The sequence below is a fragment of the Bradyrhizobium sp. 44 genome, assembly GCF_023073095.1.
GTDB lineage: Bacteria > Pseudomonadota > Alphaproteobacteria > Rhizobiales > Xanthobacteraceae > Bradyrhizobium.
In genome coordinates this window covers 202,160-220,863 of record NZ_JADPIY010000029.1, presented here as the reverse complement: position 1 = coordinate 220,863, position 18,704 = coordinate 202,160, and the positions used below count along the sequence as shown (strand labels likewise).

Here is an 18,704-nt window from a genome sequence, read left to right as displayed (position 1 = left end):
GAGGAGGTTCGGAGGGGGTGGCCAGAAGCACCCGGCACTTGTGGTCGCCCCCTCTTTCTATTTTCGCCTGGATACTATCCCGCCTGCATGGCCCGCGCCGCCGAACTGTGGCGGTGGATGAGGTCTGCCACATCTAGGCCGGGGACCGCGCCGTCGATCACGACCCATTTTCCTGCCACCATCACCCTATCGGCCCGATGCGCCCCGCACAGCACCAGTGCGGCCAGGGGATCGCCATGGCCGGAGAAGCGTAGCTCGTCGAGCCTGAACAGCGCGAGATCGGCCGCCTTGCCGAGCGCGATCTCGCCGAGTTCCGGCCGGCCGACGCAGGCTGCCGAGCCCTTGGTGGCCCAGCGCAGCGCATCCTTGTGACTGACCTTCGTCACCCCGTAGCGCGCCCGTTGCAGCAGGAACGCGGCCCGCACCTCCTGCATCAGGTTCGATCCGTCGTTCGAGGCCGAGCCATCGACGCCGATGCCGATGCCGGCGCCGGCCTCCTCCATTTCGCACACCGGACAGCAGCCCGACGCCAGAAGCTGATTGCTGCATGCGCAATGACTGATGGTCGTCTTCGCCTTGCCGAGCCGCTTCATCTCGTCTGCGTTGAAGAAGATGCCATGGGCGAGCCACGTCCGCGCATTGAGCCAGCCGCATTGTTCGAGATAGTCGAGCGGACGGCAGCCATAGATCTCCTGGCAGAATTTGTTCTCGTCCTCGGTCTCGGCGAGATGGGTATGCAGGCGTACGTCAAGCTTGTCGGCCAGATCGGCGGTGGCGCGCATCAGGGACGTCGTCACCGAGAAGGGCGAGCATGGCGCCAGCGCGATCTGCACCATCGCATCCGCGCCGCGCTGGTGGTACTTGGCGACCACGCGCGCGCTGTCCGCGAGGATCGTGTCCTCGTCCTGCACGACGCTGTCAGGGGGCAGGCCGCCATCGCGCTGTGACAGGTTCATCGAGCCGCGCGTGAGCAGCACGCGCACGCCGAGCCGCCTGGCCACCCCCACCTCGATATCGACGGCGTCTTCGAGCCCTGCCGGAAATACATAGTGATGATCCGTCGTGGTGGTGCAGCCCGAGAGCAGCAGTTCGGACATCGCCACGGTGACAGCGAGCTCGAGCGCATCCGGCGTCAGCTTCGCCCACACCGGATAGAGCGCCTGGAGCCAGGGGAACAGCTCGCGGTCCATCGCCGCGGGTAGCGCCCGTGTCAGCGTCTGGTAGAAATGGTGATGGGTGTTGATGAGGCCCGGCAGCACGACGTGGTCGCCAGCGTCGAACACCGCGACGTCAGCGGTTGCGGGCGCAGCGCCGGCCGGCACCAGCTCGACGATCCGGCCGCCTTTCACCACGATCCCGCGCTCGGCGCCATCGGCGAGGATAGCCAGAGGATCCCTGATCCAGATCGGCTTTGCGTCGCTCATGATCCCGCTTCTCCTCACATCCGCTGACGACAGGCCTGCACGGCAGGGGCCGGCCCGATTGCACTTTTGCTGCGACTTGTTGTTGCGACTTGGCGCTCGTCTTGCAAGACTTTCTCCTGGCTCGATTCACTCGTTGGAAGCGTTGACGTCGCCATGGACTTGAATACCATCACAGCGGTCGCCCATCCGCAAACGCGCGCGCAGCTGCCCGTTTGGACGCCAGGTGATGCTTGGCTCGCGGGCGGCACCTGGCTGTTCTCGGAGCCGCAAGTTCACCTCACTCGGCTCATCGATCTCATCGATCTGAAATGGCCGGCGCTGACGGTCACCGAGAGCCATTTCAGCATCGCGGCCACCTGCACCCTTGCACAGCTCGATGGATTCGTCTGCCCACCCGACTGGTTCGCGGCGCCGCTGATCAACCAGTGCTGCCGCGCCTTCCTTGCTTCGTTCAAGATCTGGAAGACGGCGACCGTCGGCGGTAATCTCTGCATGTCGCTTCCGGCGGGACCGATGATCTCGCTCACCGCGGCGCTGGAGGGCGTCTGCACCATCTGGAAGGCCGGCGGCGGCGAACAGATGATGCCCGTCGTCGACTTCGTCACCGGCAACCAGCTCAACCTTCTGGCGCCGGGGGACCTGCTCCGGCAGATCGATATCCCGATTGCCGCCTTGAAGCGTCGTACGGTCTTTCGCCAGATCTCGCTGGCGCCGGTCGGCCGCTCGGCGGCGCTGGTGATCGGCAGTCTGGATGCCGATGGCACGTTGACGCTCACGGTCACCGCCTCGACCGTGCGGCCGATTCGGCTGTCCTTTCGCGAGGCCCCCGACGCGAAAGCGCTCCGTGAAGCCATCGCGCAGCAGATCACCGACGATCTCTACCACACCGACATCCACGGCAAGCCGCTGTGGCGCAAGCACATGACACTGCGGCTTGCCGAAGAGATCCGCGACGAACTCCTCGGAGCACCGTCGTCATGAGCTTCGAGGTCAACGGCACGACGTTTGCGCAGGAGCCACGCGCCGGCCAGTGCCTGCGCACGTTCCTGCGCGAGCTCGGCCATTTCGGCGTGAAGAAGGGCTGCGACGCCGGCGATTGCGGCGCCTGCACCGTGCTGCTGGACGGCGAGCCGGTGCATAGCTGCCTGATCCCGGCCTTCCGTGCCGAGGGGCGCGCCGTCACCACGATCGAAGGTCTCGGCGGAGACAGCGGCGCGCACCCGATGCAGCAGGCTTTCCTCGATGCGCAGGGCTTTCAATGCGGCTTCTGCACCGCCGGCATGATCCTGACCTGCGCCTCGCTGAACCAGGCGCAGCGCACCGATCTCGGCGTCGCGCTGAAGGGCAATATCTGCCGCTGCACCGGGTATCGTTCGATCGAGGATGCGTTGATCGGCAAGACCAATATCGAGGAGAACGTCGAGGCCGGCGCCGCATTCGGCCGCAGCCTGCCGGCGCCAGCTGGCCCCGATGTCGTGCGCGGCAAGGCGCGCTACACGTTCGACACGCAGATTGACGGCCTGCTGCATATCAAGCTGCTCCGGTCACCGCACGCCCACGCGAGAATCGTCGTGATCGACAAGTCGGAGGCCCTGAGCGTTCCCGGCGTGCACGCGGTGCTGACGCATGAGGATGCGCCAACCACTCTGATGTCGACCGCGCGGCATGAGAAGGACTGGATGGATCCCGAGGACACTCGTGTTCTCGACGACATCGTCCGCTTCATCGGCCAGAAGGTCGCAGCCGTCGTCGCAGACAGCGAAGCCGCCGCCGAGGACGCATGCCGCCGGCTGAAGGTCAGTTACGAGATTTTGCCCGCGCTGGTCGATCCGGAGCAGGCGATGGCGCCGGGTGCGCCCATCGTTCATCCCGATCGCACCACCGCGAACCGCGTTGCCGAAGCCCAGCGCAACCTCGCCGCGGAGACGCATGGCGAGTTCGGCGACGTCGCGGCTGCGCTCGCGACATCCGCCGTCACCTTCGAGGGCACCTTCCATAGTCACCGTGTGCAGCATGCCGCTTTGGAAACCCACGGCGGCCTCGCCTGGCTCGACGCTTCCGGCGTGCTCAATGTCCGCACCTCGACGCAGGTGCCGTTCCTGACCAGGCGCGCGCTGTCTGATATCTTCGAGCTTCCCATGGACAAGGTCCGCGTCTTCTGCGAGCGCGTCGGCGGCGGCTTTGGCGGCAAGCAGGAGATGTTCGTCGAGGACATTCTGGCGCTCGCCTCGCTCAAGACCGGCCGGCCGGTGAAGCTGGAGCTCACCCGCGAGGAGCAGTTCGTCGCGACGTCGACGCGGCATCCGATGCGGGTCCACGTCAAGGCCGGTGCAGACGCGGACGGCAAGCTCACCGCGCTCCAGCTCGACGTGCTCTCCAATACCGGCGCCTACGGCAATCACGCCGGCCCCGTGATGTTCCACTCGCTGGCCGAATCCATCAGCGTCTACAATTGCCCGAACAAGCGGGTCGACGGCTGCGCCGTCTACACCAATACGGTGCCGGCAGGCGCGTTTCGCGGATATGGCTTGCCGCAAACGCTGATCGCGGTCGAAGCCGCGATCGACGAACTGGCCAAGCAGCTCGGCATCAGCCCTTACGAGATGCGCCGGCGCAACGTCGTTAAGCCCGGCGATCCCATGGTGTCGCCACCGTCATCGGAATTCCACGACGTGCTCTACGGCTCCTACGGGCTCGACCAGTGCCTCGACCTCGTCGAGCGCGCGATGCAGGCTGATGGCCCGCAGCCGGACCTGTCGCCGGAGTGGCTGATCGGCGACGGCATCGCGCTGACGATGATCGATACGGTGCCCCCGGCGGGCCATCTCGCGGATGCGATGGTCACGCTCAACGACGACGCCAGCTTCGACCTCATCGTCGGTACCGCCGAATTCGGCAACGGCACCAGCACCGTGCACCGGCAGATCGCGGCCACGACGCTTGCGACCACCGTCGACCGCATCCGCCTGCGCCAGTCCGACACCGCCCATGGCGGCCACGACACCGGCGCCTATGGCAGCGCCGGCATGTTCGTTGCCGGCAAGGCGACGCATGCGGCAGCCATGCAGCTCGCGACTGAGCTGAAGGCGGCCGCCGCCGGCGCATGGCTCTGCGACGTCGGGAGCTGCGCGCTCGAGAACGAGGCCGTCGTCAGTGGCGTGCGGCGGATGTCCTTTGTGGAGCTGGCCAAGCTCGCGCGCGAACGCGGACAGCCGTTCGCAGGCGCCGGCAATTCCGGTGGCACGCCGCGTTCGGTCGGCTTTAACGTGCAAGGCTTTCGCGTTGCCGTGAGCAAGGGCACCGGCGAGCTCCGGATTCTCAGGAGCGTGCATGCGGCGGACGCCGGCGTCGTCGCCAATCCCATGCAGTGCCGCGGTCAGGTCGAAGGCGGTGTCGCGCAGGCACTCGGTGCCGCGCTCTACGAGGAGATGGTGATCGATGCGGACGGCCGCGTCGTCAACCCCAAATTCCGCGACTACCATCTTCCCTCCTTCGCGGATGTGCCCCGCACCGAAGTCTTCTTCGCCGAGACCTCCGACACGATCGGCCCGCTGGGGGCTAAGTCGATGAGCGAGAGTCCGTACAATCCGGTCGCCGCCGCCCTCGGCAACGCGATTGCCGATGCCACCGGCATCCGCTTCACGGCGCCGCCCTTCAAGCCGGACAGGCTGTTTCCGGCGCTGCACGATAAGTTTGGGTAGGCATATTTCGGGGGATTGATCCATGAGCAGCGAAGTGCATCCCGTCGACGAGGTCTTGCCGGTCCCGCGCCTGCTCGCGCTCGGGCTTCAGCATGTGCTGGTGATGTATGCCGGCGCGGTCGCGGTGCCCCTGATCATCGGGCGCGCACTCAAATTGCCGCCGGAGGATGTCGCCTTCCTGATCAGCGCCGACCTGTTCGCCTGCGGGCTTGCGACGCTGGTGCAATGCCTCGGTTTTCCCGGCGTCGGCATCCGACTGCCCGTGATGATGGGCGTGACCTTCGCATCCGTCGGTCCGATGCTGTCGATGGCGGCTTCACCTGACATCGGCCTGCTCGGCATCTACGGTTCGGTGATCGCCGCCGGCCTGTTTGGCGTTGTCGCAGCGCCGTTCGTCAGCCGGCTGTTGCCGCTATTTCCGCCCGTCGTCACCGGCAGCATCATTCTCGTCATTGGAATCTCCCTGATGCGGGTCGGCATCAACTGAGCCGGCGGCGGCCTGCCGACGCTGACCAGGATGGTGGACGGCGTCGCCGGCAGCTTTCCCAATCCGGCTTACGGACAGTTGCAGGGACTCGGCATCTCGCTGTTCGTGCTGCTCTTCATTCTCGGCCTGATCAAATGGGGCACCGGCTTTCTCGCCAACGTCTCCGTGCTGCTTGGCATCATCGCCGGCGCCGTGCTCGCGAGCATTCTGGGCGTGATGCATTTTGACAAGGTCGCTGCGGCCTCCTGGGGCGCCATCGTGATCCCGTTCCGCTTCGGCATGCCGCAATTCCATCTGGTACCTGTTATCACCATGTGCGTCGTCATGGTCGTCGTGATGATCGAATCGCTCGGCATGTTCCTCGCGCTCGGCGACATCACCGGCAAGACGGTCGATCGCGATGCCCTGAGCCGAGGCCTGCGCGCCGACGGCGTCGGCACGCTGCTCGGCGGCATCTTCAACACCTTCCCGTACACGTCGTTCTCGCAGAATGTCGGCCTCGTCTCGGTCACCGGCGTGCGCTCGCGCTGGGTGACGGTCACGGGCGGCTTCATCATGCTCGTGCTCGGCCTGTTGCCGAAGCTCGCCGCGCTGGTCGAGGCCGTGCCGCTGGTCGTGCTCGGCGGCGCCGGCCTCGTGATGTTCGGCATGGTCGCCGCGACAGGCGCACGCATCCTCACCTCGGTCGACTTCCGCAACAATCGCTACAATCTCTTCATCGTCGCGATCTCGATCGGCTTCGGCCTGATCCCGCTCGCCGCACCCGGCTTCTTCAGGAATTTACCGCACGATCTCCAGCCGCTGCTGGAGTCAGGCATTCTGCTCTGTGCGATCGTCTCCGTGCTGCTCAACGCCTTCTTCAACGGATTGAGCGGCGGCGCAGCCGCGGAAGCGGATGCAGCAGCGGTCGCCTCATCCGCGCAACATATTTAACTACCGCGATAGGTCGAATAGCTCCACGGCGTGACGAGCAACGGCACGTGGTAGTGGCTCTCCGGCTCGCTGATCGCGAAACGAAGCGGGATTTCGTCGAGAAACGGCGGGTCAGAGAGCTGCACGTTGCGCTCGGCGTAATATTTGGCCACGCTGAAGCGAAGCTCGTAGCGGCCGATCGGAAGCGGACGGCCGCCGATCAACGGCTGGTCGGTGCGGCCGTCCGCATTGGTCACCGCGCGCGCTATCACGCGGCTCTCGCCGAGGTTCGCGAGCTCGATCAGTTCGACCGGAATGCCTGGCGCAGGTTTGCCGACGTGGTTGTCCAGCACATGGGTCGAGAGCCGGCCGTGGACCTTGAGCTTGTCATCGGCTGCGACGAGTTGATCGAGCCGCAAAGCCGAGATGCGGCCAATCTCCTCGATCGCACGCCGCGTCTCGGTCTTGGCGATATTGCGCAACCGCGTCTCGAAATCGCGCAGCACGGAATCTTTGGTGTGACGGCGCACGCAGACGATATAGGGGATGTCGAACTTCTCGCGATAGGCATTGTTGACGCGCTCGAACGCCGCGTATTCGGCATCCGACAGCCGGTCGAGGCCGGCGCTGTTCTGCTCCTCGGTCGATTCCGCGGTGAGCCCCGCCGCGCGCTGGGTCTTGTTGGCGAGGTCCGGATGCGCCCGGATCAGCGCCAATTGCACGTCGGGTTCGGCACTCTGGATCGCCGCCATCAGCGCGGCGCGCAACTGGTTGATGCCGGCGAACGGTCGCTTCGCGGCCAGTTGCCCGGCGATCCACGGCGAATATTCAACGACGTTGGCGAGCGCGGCAACGAAATCGGCTTCATCGGCGGCATTGAGATCAGACAGCGATATCTGCGACATCGTCCTCACCCGATCTCGAATGCATCGGCCGCAAGGTGCGCGAGCTTGTCGTGCCAATGCTGGGCGATCTGCAACCGTGTCGGCACCCAGACGCGGTCGTGCTTGCGGATGTAGTCGAGGAAGCGGATCAGCCCCGCCGCACGGCCGGGGCGACCGGCGAGACGACAGTGCAGGCCGACCGACATCATCTTCGGCGCGCTCTCGCCTTCGGCATAGAGCACGTCGAAGGCATCCTTCAAATAGGTGAAGAACTGCTCGCCTTCGGCAAATCCTTGCGGGTTGATGAAGCGCATGTCGTTGGCGTCGAGCGTATAGGGAATGACGAGCTGCTTGCCGCTCGCGCCCTTGATCCAATAGGGCAGATCATCGGCATAGGAATCGCTGAGATAGAGGAAGCCGCCCTCCTCCATCAACAGACGGTTGGTGTTGATGGAGGAGCGTCCGGTATACCAGCCGAGCGGCCGCGAGCCGGTCGCCGCGGTGTGGACGCGGATCGCTTCCGCGATCTCCGCGCGCTCCTGCGCCTCGGTCATGTCCCTGTGCTCGATCCACTTCAGGCTGTGGCTGGCGATGTCCCAGCCCGCCTCCTTCATGGCAGCTACGATTTCCGGATTGCGCTTCAGCGCCGTGGCGACGCCGAACACGGTGGTCGGCCACTTCCGCTCGCTGAACACCCGCCACAGCCGCCAGAAGCCGGCGCGCGAGCCATATTCGAACATCGATTCGATATTGGCGTGGCGCTGGCCGGGCCAAGGCTGCGCGCCGAGCACGTCGGACAGGAACGCTTCCGAGGCAGGGTCGCCATGCAGGATGTTGTTTTCGCTGCCCTCCTCGAAATTGACGACGAATTGCACCGCGACCCGCGCGTTGCCGGGCCATTGCGGATGCGGCGGATTGCGGCCGTAACCGCGGAGATCGCGCGGGTAGCGGGTACCAGTCACTCAGACTTCCTCGAAGCGGATCGGCAGCGCGCCCTTCCACAGCACGCTCTTGCCGAGCGTCGCCAAATTCTCCAGGCCGGAGGTCAGCGTGATGAAATGGTTGCCGGCGAGCTGCCCCATCTTGCTCGCGAAGTGCACGCCGCCATAGGCCATCAGGATCTCGGTCTCGCTGATGCCGCCGGGATAGAGGATGATCTGGCCGGGCGCGGGATAGCTGGTGTGGTTCTCGTAGCCGACACCGAAATCGAGGTCGCCGAGCGGCATCCACACGCCCTCGCCGCTCCAGCGCACGTGGATGATGTGGCTTTCGAACGGCAGCGCCTTGCGGAACGCGGCGACAGTCTTGGGCGCCGCTTGCTCCTCGAAACGGGCATCGAAGGTGAAGTCGCCGGCACGGATAACGAGTTTGCTCATCTCATCTCTCTGGATCGGGGGCGGTGCCCCACGGGGAATTTTCAGGCAAAGAGCATTCCATCGGGCTTCGCGCAAGGGGCGCGGCAAGTCACCTCAAGTTACCTGCGGTCGTAGGACCAGCCGAAAACGCCACTCCGCCGCGTCTCGGGCTCCGGCTCGGCGGCGGGCTGCGGCGCCTCCCTCAGTTCCGCCTGCGGCGGCGGAGGCGGCACCGGCAAATTCTCGCATTTCATGGAATAGACCAGCTTGCCGTCCGCGGTATGCCCGATCGGCGCGCAGGGGTCCGGATGCGCCACCGATGTTTTTGGGGTCAGCTTGACCTGCGCCACCGCTGGCGCAGCGATCAGCAGAAGGACCAGCAGATATTTCGACATCATTGTCGCCTGAAAACTAGATCTGGCCCATTGAACCGGATTGGAGGGAGCAAGTCCACCGGTGCAACGGGCGCGATTGCCGAATATTTAGCCGAGGCTAGAAAATTGGCTCGCCCCAATGTGATGTCGCGAGCGCTGATATCGGCTGGGCGCGTCGCCATGTCAGCCGCGACGGCGAGCACACAAACACACAATCTCACAGCCGGGCTGTCATCACGGGAGAAAGAAACAATGCAAAAGACTTTCATCATTCTCGGCGCAACGCTGATTACCGCCGCCACGATCCAGATCGCCGCGGCGAACGACCGCCGTCATGTCCGCAAGGCGCAGCCCCATCCCATCACCCATTCGGTGCGCGACTCCAACGCCGCGCTCTGGCCATCACAACGGACCGAGCCCGACTGGTCGCGCTATTCCAACGGCGCGATGTCTGCACCAGCGGGACGGTGATGCAGGAAGCCTAGCGCGATCAAGCGAAACTGCCTCCACGTCGTCATTGCGAGGAGCCCTTGCGACGAAGCAATCCAGACATTTTCCACGGATGCATTTCTGGATTGCTTCGCTGCGCTCGCAATGACGGAGCATGAGGCGGCAGCGCCACGCTTCCAGCTCGCATTCAGATTGCAGACACGCCTTCGCATCCTCGCGGCGCGTTTCGCCCGAGCTTTGCTTCGTCATTCCACCCTCAAATCCAAGAGGGCGCAGGGAAGGCCGGGTGCCGGCTGGCACCCGCGGTCCGCTGCGCGAAAAGCACACGCAGGAAAACCGCACAGCAGCATACAGGTGTAGCCAATCACTCGGCCTTCCCTGCGCGATGGTTGGACGGCTTATGCCGTGCTCTCCCGGGAGCCGAGTTCTCTTTGGCCTCCCTCGCCCCAACGAAATTCACCGGCACCGCGCCGGTTGACGCGCATGCCGCATTCGCCAGGGCTTGACCGTAGCAACGACGGCCAGGACCACACGGTTTTGCCGTACGCACGGCTCGCCATTTCGCCACCGGTTTCGACGACGTTGTGCACGTTGCCGCCGACCTGATGACGAGACGAAGCCTAGCAGCGCCGCTCGTCGGAACGAAGCCTCGGGCTCACGGAGAGCAATCCGCCCTGCCCTTAGCCTCTCGTCCCCGAACGCTGCCGCGTCCACCGCAAGCCCGGCGCGCGAACGTGACGACCACAAGATCGCCCCTCAAGGATGAGCCGGGATGCGCGACACATACGCCATTTCCGAATTTCGGTAAAGTAGAATATTTTTTTCCGAGGGGATTGACGCACGGGCGACACAGGCCGCGCAATGAGACGCCTCGCGTAGAAGCAACAAGGGGCGGTGCAAAACACCGCCCCTTTGGCGCGAATCGAGACTGAGGCGAAGACAGGCGCCTAATACGGCTGATAATAGCCACGCGGACCATAATAGGGGCCGCCGCCGTAATATCCCTGGCCGCCGTAGTAAGGACGGGGGCCGTAATTATAGCGGTCCTCGTAGTACTCCTGGCGCCTGCTCTCTGCGATCGCGCCGCCGATCAGACCTGCCGCCACGCCCATGAAGGCAAGGCCTGCAGCGTTCGGGCCCCGTCGATAATAGCGATGGCGGCGAGCGGCGCTGAAATCGGTGGCAGCCTGAGCGCCCGCGCCCACGGCAGCGGCCTTGGCGGGCGCGGGCGAGTTGGCAGCCGAAGGGGTGATCGAAGCCGCAATCAGAACAACACTTGCGAAAGCTGCCAACGCAAGGTTGCGGCCGGCTGCAGAAATCATCGGTCCCTTATTCATCTTGACCTTCCCTGTTCTCGCTCAAAGCGACACAATCAAACGAGACTTAATGCGCAAACCACTGAAATGGTTTCGTGATCGCGGCAATCTGCCACGCTTTGAACGATTGTAAACCGCACGCTTTGAACGATTGTAAACCGAACGTCCAGATCCAGCTTGAACCATCCAACATGAGCGGATAATGAACAGACGCACCGTTTTTCGGTCGCCGTAAGCGTTTTACGTGAACCAACGCATCAACCGACGCCGTCGGGATCGATGCCATTCTTGGGTTCACCGTCACCGACGCGTCCTATTCCAAAGAGAAACCAGATGATTGCGGTTCGCAAACTGCCGGCGCGCTATGCGCCGATCGTGATGCCATTCGTGCTGTCCATCCTCATGACGGCCGTGGTGTCGGTCATTTCCACGCTTCGAAGCCTCGGCGCAACGCCGGCGTTTCTCGCGACCTGGCCGGGCGCCTGGGCGCTGTCATGGCTCGTCGCGTTTCCGACGCTGCTGATGGTGCTGCCGCTGGTCCGCCGGATCGTGGCGGGCGTCGTTGCGGCTCCCTCCCAACCGGGCCGATAGCGGGCGCGGACGGCGGCGCATGACGCGCGCCGTCCCGCTTCCGCGTGACCTTACGACAACGCGCCGAGCACGCCGCGCGTCGCCTTGTCGATCTCCTCGACATAGCGGCGGCGGGCGAAGGTCTCGGTGAGGAAGCCGACCACCTTGCGGCTGTCGGTGGAATCGACCACCGCCAGCATCTCGGCCTCCGCCTCGTCGAACACCGCCATCGCCGATTTCACGTTCATTTCCGGGATCAGCACGATCTCGGTCAGGCGCGCGAGCTCGATCACCTGGATCTCGTCGGCGATGGTGTCGAGGTCGCCGGAGAACAGGTCGGGCAGCAGGACGAGGCCGACATATTCGTCCGCATTGTTGACGATGACGATCCCGGGCCGCGAGCCCAGCGCGAATTCACGGCGGACCGCGGCAATCGTCGTGGTCGACGGCACCTTGCCGACATCGGAGCGCATCAGCCGCTCGACGGTGAGGTTGCGCAGCCAGCCGACGTCGTTGGCGCTGCGGATGGTTTCCCCGCGCAGATGCAGGCGCCAGGTCGAGAAGGAGTGGCCGAACATGAAGCGGACGCAGATCGAGGTGACGATGCAGCCGGCCAGCACCACGGCGGTGACGTCGACGTTGCGGGTCATCTCGAGCACGAGGAACGACATGGTCAAGGGACCGCCGACGATGGCGACGCCGAGCGTCGCCATGCCCGTCAGCATCGCGACCAGCGGATCGATCACGAAGTTCGGGCTGATCAAGACCAGCACCGCGGCAAAGAACTTTCCGATCAGGCTGCCGACGAACAGGGAGGCAAAGAACAGCCCGCCGCGGAATCCGGAGGCGAGCGAGATCAGGCAAGCCGTCACCTTCAAGGCGATGATCAGCGCGATCAGGCCGATCGTCATGTCGTGAAAGAGATCGAGCACCATCGCGCCGTGGCCGGCCGCCAGCACCTGCGGCGTGACAATCGCAAAGCCGCCGACGATGAGGCCGCCGATCACCGGGCGCAGCCAGACCGGCAGCCATTTGAACAGGCGCTCGAACATGGAGGACGAGCGCATCACGGCGATGCCGACGCCGCTGGTGACGAGCGCGAGACCAATCAGCGCCAGATATTGCTCGACGCCGACGGCGCTGACCTTGGGTATTTCGAGCGAGTATGGCGCGCCGCCGAGCCATTGCGCGGTCAGCGCACCGGCGAGCGAGGCGGCGAGGATCGGCGCGGCGCTGCCGACAGAATAGACGCCGACGATCAGCTCGCAGGCGTAGAAGGCCCCGGTGATCGGCGCACCGAAGGCTGCCGCGATCGCCGCGGCGGCGCCGCAGCCGACGATCAGGCGCAGATCGTTGCGGCGCAGATTGAAGAACTTGCCGAGCAGCGAGGCGATGCCCGAGCCGATCTGGGTATAACCGGCCTCGAGGCCGACTGAGGCGCCGCAACCGTTCGAGATCAACGTCTGGCTCGACACCACCACGCTGTCGCGCATCGACAGATTGCCGCCACGCAGCGCGTTCGCCTCAATCGGATCGACCGCACTGGAGAGCTTGAGCCGTCGCCGCCACCACTCCATGATACCGAGCGCCAATCCACCCAGCGCGGGCGCAATCAGCGCGGCCCAGGGACTGACGCTGGTATTGGCGGACAGGCGGACGTCGATGGGAATGCCGTAGATCACCATATGGGCAATCTGCGCAATCTCGGCCATCAGCGTCACGATGGCGCCGGCAAGCGTGCCGATCACCAGCGCCAGCGGGATCAGATAGAATTCGTTGCTGCGCAGCAGCGCTCGCAGCCGAACCATGACGCGGTTCGTCCCCTTGCGGTCGGCGAGATGTCTGATCCGCAGGAACACTTTCTGTCCGCCCTACCCTTCCGACATGCCGTAGCCGGACATGCGCTGGCGGACCCGCTCGATCTCGGCGCTCGACAGAAGCGGCGGCTCTCCGATCTGGAGACAGCCGTGATATTGCCGCGCCAGCGTCTCGACCTCGACGGCGAGCCACATCGCCTTGTCCAGCGACTTCCCGATCGCGATCATGCCGTGATGGTCGAGCAGGCAGGCAAGCCGGCCCTCCAGCGCCCGAACGGCATGCTCGGACAGCTCCATCGTTCCGAAGGTGGCATAGGGCGCGCAGCGGATGCTGTCGCCGCCGGCGGCCGCGATCATGTAGTGCACGGGCGGGATCTCCAGGCCCATGATCGCCAGGATGGTGCAATAGGTCGGATGGGCGTGGACGACGGCGTTGACGTCTGGCCGGGCTTTCAGGATGTCGAGGTGGAAGCGCCACTCGCTGGACGGCTTCTGAGCGGGCGCGTGCGAGCCGTCCATCGTCATGAACACGACCTGGTCCGGCGTCATGGCGTCGTAGGGCACGCTGGTCGGGGTCACCAGAAGCCCGTCCACATGCCGGACGCTGATATTGCCCGAGGTGCCTTGGTTGATGCCGAGCGCGTTCATGCGGCGGCAGGCGCCGATGATGGCCTGTCTCTTGTCGAGCTCGTCCGCTGTCATCGACATCTCGATTTCCTGACGGTGGGCGCCTGTCAGACGGGGAGTACGTCAAGCAATATGGCAGCGCAAGAGAAAGCGGGCCGGATCGCGCGCGAGCCCGCCAGCCGCCGCGTGGCATCATGAAATAAACATGAAAATCAACGCATTAACAGATTGTCGCAGCTCTACGGCAAGCTCGCCCGGACCGCTGCGATCCCATTGATCACGAACTGCACCGAATAGGCCGCGAGCAGCATGCCGAGCACGCGCGAGAGGACGGCGTTGCCGGTGCGTCCAAGGCTCCGCGCGATCATGTTCGCGAAGATAAAACAGAGCGTGCAGAGCAGGCACACCGAGAGCACGACCGCGATGATGATCGCGAGCCTCGGACCGTAGCCGGCATCGCCCGTCAGGAGCAGCGTGGTCGCGATCGCGCCGGGACCGGCCATCATCGGGATCGCCAGCGGGAATACCGCGACGTCGGAGGCATGTTCGGAGCTTGCCTTGTCGGCCTCGCGAGCCTCGCGATGCGGACGGTCGCCGAAGATCATCTGGTAGGACACGCCGAACAGCAGCAGTCCGCCGGCGATCTGGAAGGCGGGGATGCCGATCCCGAGCTGGCGCAGCAGCCAGTTTCCGATCAGGGCGATCACCACCAGGATCGACGCTGCAATCAGCGGCGCGCGTAGCGCGATGGTGCGCTTGGTCTTGTCGGGCATACCTCCGGTCGCGGCAAGGAAGGCCGGCGCAAGGCCCACGGGATCGACCACGAGCAGCAGCGTCACGAACGCAGATAAGGTGAAGTCGATCATGTCTCGGTGGGCTCCCTGGACGCAGGAACGATGGCTGGCGGAGTGACTTAGCCCGGCAGAACCGCTTTGAAAATCACCGGAGATGCACAATGAGCGACAGTGGAATTGGAATGTTGCTGGGCCAGCTTTCGGGCAACCTGCTCTGGCTCTGGTTCATCGGAGCCTTCGTGCTGGGTGCGGTCCTCGTCTACGGCGTGGCGAAGGCGGGGCGCCTGCGGCGCCACGAGCGCGCGCAGCTTGACCGCAACACCGAGGCGCGGCAGCGGCAGGAAGATCCCTACAAGCGTCCGACCTGAGCGCAGGTTGCCGTTTGGAACTTTCGTTCTCCGAAAGCTTTTGATCGCCTGAGGATTGCGGAAGGCGATGCCTTCGCGTGTCACCTCAAGAGGAGGATGTATGGCCAAGAAAGCAAAGAAGCGCACAACCAAGAAATCGTCGACGGGCCGCGCCCGTCAGGCGCCGAAGATGTTGAGCGACCTATTCCTGGAAACGCTCAAGGACATCTATTTCGCCGAGAACAAGATCATCAAGACCTTGCCCAAGATGGCCAAGGCTGCCAACTCGAAGGAGCTCGCGGCGGCTTTCAACAAGCATCTGCGCGAAACGCAGGGCCAGGTCAAACGTCTGGACCAGATCTTCAAAATGCTAGGCAAGCCGGCCCGCGGCAAGCCTTGCGAAGCGATCAACGGCATCACCGACGAAGGCGCCGAGATCATGAAGGAGTTCAAGAACGCGCCTGCGCTCGACGCCGGCCTGCTCGCAGCCGCGCAGGCGGTCGAGCATTACGAAATCTCCCGCTACGGCACCTTGCGCACCTGGGCTGAGGAGCTCGGCATGCAAGACGCCGCAAGGCTGCTGCAGGCGACGCTGGACGAGGAAGAGGCGACCGATCACGCGCTGACCGAGCTCGCCACCTCCGTGATCAACCTCGAGGCGGAAGAGGAATACCGCCAGGCGGCCTGAGCCGCACATCGCGTGACAACGGAGCGCCGCGGTCTGGAAGGCCGCGGCGCTTGTCTTTTCGGATCGCACGATCCGCATGGCACCTCCGCGCCGCCGGGCTGGAATTCTTGGGAACCGGCCCCATATTCAGCGTTCCCCACCGCCGAGCCTGCATCATGCAACCCAAAAATCCCCTCGACTGGATGCTGTCCGAAGCCCTGGACTCGCTGACCCGCGCCGAACGGCTGCGCCAGCAGTTCGGCCGCCAGGAAGCCTGCTGGGAGCCTCCGATCGACGTGCTCGAAACCGAGCATGAGCTCCTGATCCTGGTCGCGCTTCCCGGCGTCAATCCCGACAATGTCGAGACTGTCATCCATGACGGCGTGCTCGTCATCTCCGGCCAGCGCACCCTTCCGCCGGAGCTTCGCAACGCCCGCATTCACAGGCTAGAGCTGCCGCAGGGGCGTTTTGAGCGCCGCATTGCGCTGCCCGTTGGTCGCTACGCCATCAGTCGCTTCGTGATGGACGGCTGCGTCGCGCTGCGCCTCGCCAAATCCTGAGGTCGATCATGGCCACCGAACCAATGAATACCGCACCGACCAATCCCCAGAGCAATTCTGACGTGAAGATTCCCGAAGACGCGCTGATCATCATTCCCGTGCGCGAGATGGTGCTGTTCCCCGGCGCCATCGCGCCGATCGCGATCGCGCGGCCGAAGTCGGTCGCCGCCGCGCAACAGGCGTTGCGCGAGCAGCGGCCGGTCGGCATCATCCTGCAACGCAGCCCCGAGACCGAGGAGCCCGGGCCGGACGACCTCTATCGGGTCGCGACCATCGCTAACATCGTGCGCTACATCACAGCGCCCGACGGCACCCATCACATCGTCTGCCAGGGCGTGCAGCGCGCGCGCATCCTCGACTTTCTGCCGGGGACGCCGTTCCCGGCCGCGCGGTTCCAGCAGATTCCGGAGCCGACCACGAGCACGCCCGAGATCGAGGCCCGCGGGCTGAACCTGCAGCGCCAGGCCATCGAGGCGATCGAGCTGCTGCCGCAGGCGCCGCCCGAGCTGATCGCGATGTTCCAGGGCACCACCGCGCCGGGCGCGCTGGCGGACCTGGCGACCTCGTTCATGGACATCAAGCCGCAGGACAAGCAGGAGGTGCTGGAGACCATCGACCTCGCGCTGCGTGTCGAGAAGGTGTCGAAGCATCTGGCCGAACGGCTGGAGGTGCTGCGCATCAGCAACGAGATCGGCCAGCAGACCCGCGCCAGCTTCGACGAGCGGCAGCGCGAAGCGATCCTGCGCGAGCAGATGGCGACCATCCAGCGCCAGCTCGGCGAAGGCGACGGCAAGGCGGCCGAGGTCGCCGAGCTGACCGCTGCCATCGCCAAGGCCAACATGCCGCCCGAGGCGGACGCTCATGCGAAGAAGGAGCTGCGCCGCTACGAGCGCATGCCGGAGGCCGCCGGCGAGGCCGGCATGGTCCGCACTTACCTGGACTGGCTGATCGAGCTGCCGTGGGCGCTGCCCGCGGAGAAGCCGATCGACATCAAGGAAGCGCGCCGCATCCTTGATGCCGATCACTTTGGCCTGGAGAAGATCAAGAGCCGGATCATCGAATATCTGGCGGTGCGCAAGCTGGCGCCGCAGGGCAAGGCGCCGATCCTGTGCTTCGTCGGACCGCCCGGCGTCGGCAAGACCTCGCTCGGCCAATCCATCGCACGCGCGATGGATCGTCCCTTCGTGCGCGTCAGCCTCGGCGGCGTGCATGACGAGGCCGAGATCCGCGGCCATCGGCGCACCTATATCGGCGCGCTGCCCGGCAACATCATCCAGGGCATCAAGAAGGCCGGCACCCGGAACTGCGTCATGATGCTGGACGAGATCGACAAGATGGGTCGCGGCGTGCAGGGCGATCCTTCCGCAGCGATGCTGGAGGTGCTCGACCCCGAGCAGAATGGGACGTTCCGGGATAATTACCTGGGCGTGCCCTTCGACCTGTCGCGCGTGGTGTTCATCGCGACCGCCAACATGCTGGACCTGATCCCGGGTCCGTTGCTGGACCGCATGGAGCTGATCAGCCTTACCGGCTACACCCAGGAAGAGAAGCTGGAGATCGCGAAGCGCTATCTGGTGCGGCGGCAGCTCGAGGCCAATGGCTTGACGCCGGAGCAAGCCGAGATCGAGCCGGAGGCGCTGCAGCTGGTGGTCAAGGGCTACACCCGCGAAGCCGGCGTGCGGAACCTCGAGCGCGAGATCGGCAAGCTGTTCCGCCATGCTGCCGTGCAGGTCGCCGAAGGCACGGCTGCCAAGGTCGTCGTGGCGCCGAAGGATATCGGCACCGTGCTCGGCCAGCCGCGCTTCGAAGGCGAGATCGCGCAGCGCACCAGCATCCCAGGCGTGGCCACCGGCCTTGCCTGGACGCCGGTCGGTGGCGACATCCTGTTCATCGAGGCCTCGCGGGTATCCGGTCGCGGCGGGATGATCCTGACCGGCCAGCTCGGCGAGGTCATGCGCGAGAGCGTGCAGGCTGCGATGACGCTGGTGAAGAGCAAGGCCACGCAGCTCGGCATCGATCCGCAGCTGTTCGAAAAGAGCGACATCCACGTTCACGTGCCCGCAGGCGCGACCCCGAAGGACGGGCCGAGCGCGGGCGTTGCGATGTTCACGGCGCTGACGTCCCTGCTCACCAACCGCACGGTGCGCAGCGACACCGCCATGACCGGCGAGATCTCGCTGCGCGGCCTGGTGCTGCCGGTCGGTGGCATCAAGGAGAAGGTGGTGGCGGCCGCGGCCGCGGGCCTGAAGCGGGTGATGCTGCCGGCGCGCAACAAGCGGGACTACGACGACATCCCAAAGAGCGCGCGGGACAACCTCGAATTCATCTGGCTGGAGCGCGTCGACGAAGCCATCGCCGCGGCGCTTGAGCCGGCCGAGGCCAAGATCGAGGCCAAGGTCGAAGCGGCGGAGTGAATGCG

At 65.0% G+C, this 18,704-nt stretch carries 17 protein-coding genes and 1 pseudogene; 9 read left to right on the top strand and 9 right to left on the bottom strand.

The window, feature by feature from the left end:
- Positions 1–74: 74 nt before the first annotated feature.
- Positions 75–1,424, bottom strand: coding sequence for an 8-oxoguanine deaminase (locus IVB41_RS26775; protein ID WP_247436767.1), 1,350 nt, complete (start codon positions 1,422–1,424; stop codon positions 75–77).
- A gap of 153 nt (positions 1,425–1,577) precedes the next feature.
- Here IVB41_RS26775 and IVB41_RS26770 point away from each other — a divergent pair, with 153 nt between their 5' ends.
- The 3 genes and pseudogenes from IVB41_RS26770 (at position 1,578) to IVB41_RS26760 (ending at position 6,545) form a co-directional block, all read left to right on the top strand.
- Entirely contained in the window at positions 1,578–2,405 is an 828-nt protein-coding gene (locus tag IVB41_RS26770; protein ID WP_247436731.1) for an FAD binding domain-containing protein, read from the top strand.
- The gene (locus IVB41_RS26765) at positions 2,402–5,125 is read left to right on the top strand and encodes a molybdopterin-dependent oxidoreductase (RefSeq protein ID WP_247436710.1); all 2,724 of its coding nucleotides are present in this window, start codon (positions 2,402–2,404) and stop codon (positions 5,123–5,125) included. Before IVB41_RS26770 ends, IVB41_RS26765 begins: the two co-directional genes overlap by 4 nt.
- Before the next feature lie 22 nt (positions 5,126–5,147).
- A pseudogene (locus tag IVB41_RS26760) lies at positions 5,148–6,545 on the top strand (nucleobase:cation symporter-2 family protein).
- On the opposite strand, the gene uraD reads toward IVB41_RS26760, so the two are convergent.
- The 4 genes from uraD to IVB41_RS26740 all read right to left on the bottom strand — a co-directional run bounded on the left by uraD (position 6,542) and on the right by IVB41_RS26740 (position 9,161).
- Positions 6,542–7,429: a 2-oxo-4-hydroxy-4-carboxy-5-ureidoimidazoline decarboxylase gene (uraD, locus tag IVB41_RS26755; RefSeq protein ID WP_247436707.1), complete on the bottom strand. Its 888-nt coding sequence runs from the start codon at positions 7,427–7,429 to the stop codon at positions 6,542–6,544. The pseudogene IVB41_RS26760 and the gene uraD sit on opposite strands and share 4 nt — an antisense overlap.
- Positions 7,430–7,434: 5 nt before the next feature.
- Entirely contained in the window at positions 7,435–8,370 is a 936-nt protein-coding gene (gene puuE / locus IVB41_RS26750; RefSeq protein WP_247436704.1) for an allantoinase PuuE, read from the bottom strand.
- Entirely contained in the window at positions 8,371–8,784 is a 414-nt protein-coding gene (locus IVB41_RS26745) for a DUF3830 family protein (protein WP_027566580.1), read from the bottom strand. It abuts the gene before it with no gap.
- A 98-nt stretch (positions 8,785–8,882) separates the two neighbouring features.
- The gene (locus IVB41_RS26740; RefSeq protein ID WP_247436701.1) at positions 8,883–9,161 is read right to left on the bottom strand and encodes a hypothetical protein; all 279 of its coding nucleotides are present in this window, start codon (positions 9,159–9,161) and stop codon (positions 8,883–8,885) included.
- 228 nt (positions 9,162–9,389) lie between these two features.
- Here IVB41_RS26740 and IVB41_RS26735 point away from each other — a divergent pair, with 228 nt between their 5' ends.
- A complete protein-coding gene (locus IVB41_RS26735; protein ID WP_247436699.1) occupies positions 9,390–9,608 on the top strand; it encodes a hypothetical protein in 219 nt (72 codons plus the stop codon).
- Positions 9,609–10,534: 926 nt separating this feature from the next.
- Here IVB41_RS26735 and IVB41_RS26730 read toward each other — a convergent pair.
- Positions 10,535–10,924 (bottom strand): hypothetical protein, encoded by a 390-nt coding sequence (locus IVB41_RS26730; RefSeq protein WP_247436696.1) that lies wholly within the window; start codon positions 10,922–10,924, stop codon positions 10,535–10,537.
- 312 nt (positions 10,925–11,236) lie between these two features.
- Here IVB41_RS26730 and IVB41_RS26725 point away from each other — a divergent pair, with 312 nt between their 5' ends.
- Positions 11,237–11,494, top strand: coding sequence for a DUF2798 domain-containing protein (locus IVB41_RS26725; RefSeq protein WP_247436693.1), 258 nt, complete (start codon positions 11,237–11,239; stop codon positions 11,492–11,494).
- Between the two features lie 50 nt (positions 11,495–11,544).
- Here IVB41_RS26725 and IVB41_RS26720 read toward each other — a convergent pair whose 3' ends face one another.
- The 3 genes from IVB41_RS26720 to IVB41_RS26710 form a co-directional block, all read right to left on the bottom strand.
- Positions 11,545–13,332 (bottom strand): chloride channel protein, encoded by a 1,788-nt coding sequence (locus IVB41_RS26720; protein ID WP_247436690.1) that lies wholly within the window; start codon positions 13,330–13,332, stop codon positions 11,545–11,547.
- A 12-nt stretch (positions 13,333–13,344) separates the two neighbouring features.
- Positions 13,345–13,998: a class II aldolase/adducin family protein gene (locus IVB41_RS26715; protein WP_247436686.1), complete on the bottom strand. Its 654-nt coding sequence runs from the start codon at positions 13,996–13,998 to the stop codon at positions 13,345–13,347.
- Positions 13,999–14,156: 158 nt separating this feature from the next.
- The gene (locus IVB41_RS26710; protein ID WP_027566573.1) at positions 14,157–14,783 is read right to left on the bottom strand and encodes a MarC family protein; all 627 of its coding nucleotides are present in this window, start codon (positions 14,781–14,783) and stop codon (positions 14,157–14,159) included.
- 89 nt (positions 14,784–14,872) lie between these two features.
- On the opposite strand from IVB41_RS26710, the gene IVB41_RS26705 reads away from it, so the two are divergent.
- From IVB41_RS26705 to lon, 4 genes are all read left to right on the top strand, one after another.
- On the top strand, positions 14,873–15,079 hold the full coding sequence (locus IVB41_RS26705) for a hypothetical protein (protein WP_027566572.1): 207 nt from the start codon (positions 14,873–14,875) through the stop codon (positions 15,077–15,079).
- 100 nt (positions 15,080–15,179) lie between these two features.
- A complete protein-coding gene (locus tag IVB41_RS26700) occupies positions 15,180–15,746 on the top strand; it encodes a ferritin-like domain-containing protein (protein ID WP_027566571.1) in 567 nt (188 codons plus the stop codon).
- A 155-nt stretch (positions 15,747–15,901) separates the two neighbouring features.
- Complete coding sequence (locus IVB41_RS26695; protein WP_007601432.1) at positions 15,902–16,285, top strand: Hsp20/alpha crystallin family protein; 384 nt, start codon at positions 15,902–15,904, stop codon at positions 16,283–16,285.
- Between the two features lie 8 nt (positions 16,286–16,293).
- Entirely contained in the window at positions 16,294–18,699 is a 2,406-nt protein-coding gene (lon, locus tag IVB41_RS26690) for an endopeptidase La (RefSeq protein ID WP_247436683.1), read from the top strand.
- Positions 18,700–18,704: the final 5 nt, after the last annotated feature.

Excerpts from the sequence above, each read along its gene's own strand:
- IVB41_RS26730 (WP_247436696.1), bottom strand. The coding sequence starts at position 10,924 with ATGAATAAGGGACCGATGATTTCTGCAGCCGGCCGCAACCTTGCGTTG.
- IVB41_RS26725 (WP_247436693.1), top strand. The coding sequence starts at position 11,237 with ATGATTGCGGTTCGCAAACTGCCGGCGCGCTATGCGCCGATCGTGATG.
- IVB41_RS26740 (WP_247436701.1), bottom strand. The coding sequence starts at position 9,161 with ATGATGTCGAAATATCTGCTGGTCCTTCTGCTGATCGCTGCGCCAGCG.
- IVB41_RS26745 (WP_027566580.1), bottom strand. The coding sequence starts at position 8,784 with ATGAGCAAACTCGTTATCCGTGCCGGCGACTTCACCTTCGATGCCCGT.
- IVB41_RS26695 (WP_007601432.1), top strand. The coding sequence starts at position 15,902 with ATGCAACCCAAAAATCCCCTCGACTGGATGCTGTCCGAAGCCCTGGAC.
- IVB41_RS26735 (WP_247436699.1), top strand. The coding sequence starts at position 9,390 with ATGCAAAAGACTTTCATCATTCTCGGCGCAACGCTGATTACCGCCGCC.
- IVB41_RS26710 (WP_027566573.1), bottom strand. The coding sequence starts at position 14,783 with ATGATCGACTTCACCTTATCTGCGTTCGTGACGCTGCTGCTCGTGGTC.
- IVB41_RS26775 (WP_247436767.1), bottom strand. The coding sequence starts at position 1,424 with ATGAGCGACGCAAAGCCGATCTGGATCAGGGATCCTCTGGCTATCCTC.
- IVB41_RS26765 (WP_247436710.1), top strand. The coding sequence starts at position 2,402 with ATGAGCTTCGAGGTCAACGGCACGACGTTTGCGCAGGAGCCACGCGCC.
- IVB41_RS26770 (WP_247436731.1), top strand. The coding sequence starts at position 1,578 with ATGGACTTGAATACCATCACAGCGGTCGCCCATCCGCAAACGCGCGCG.
- IVB41_RS26700 (WP_027566571.1), top strand. The coding sequence starts at position 15,180 with ATGGCCAAGAAAGCAAAGAAGCGCACAACCAAGAAATCGTCGACGGGC.
- uraD (WP_247436707.1), bottom strand. The coding sequence starts at position 7,429 with ATGTCGCAGATATCGCTGTCTGATCTCAATGCCGCCGATGAAGCCGAT.
- IVB41_RS26715 (WP_247436686.1), bottom strand. The coding sequence starts at position 13,998 with ATGTCGATGACAGCGGACGAGCTCGACAAGAGACAGGCCATCATCGGC.
- IVB41_RS26705 (WP_027566572.1), top strand. The coding sequence starts at position 14,873 with ATGAGCGACAGTGGAATTGGAATGTTGCTGGGCCAGCTTTCGGGCAAC.
- lon (WP_247436683.1), top strand. The coding sequence starts at position 16,294 with ATGGCCACCGAACCAATGAATACCGCACCGACCAATCCCCAGAGCAAT.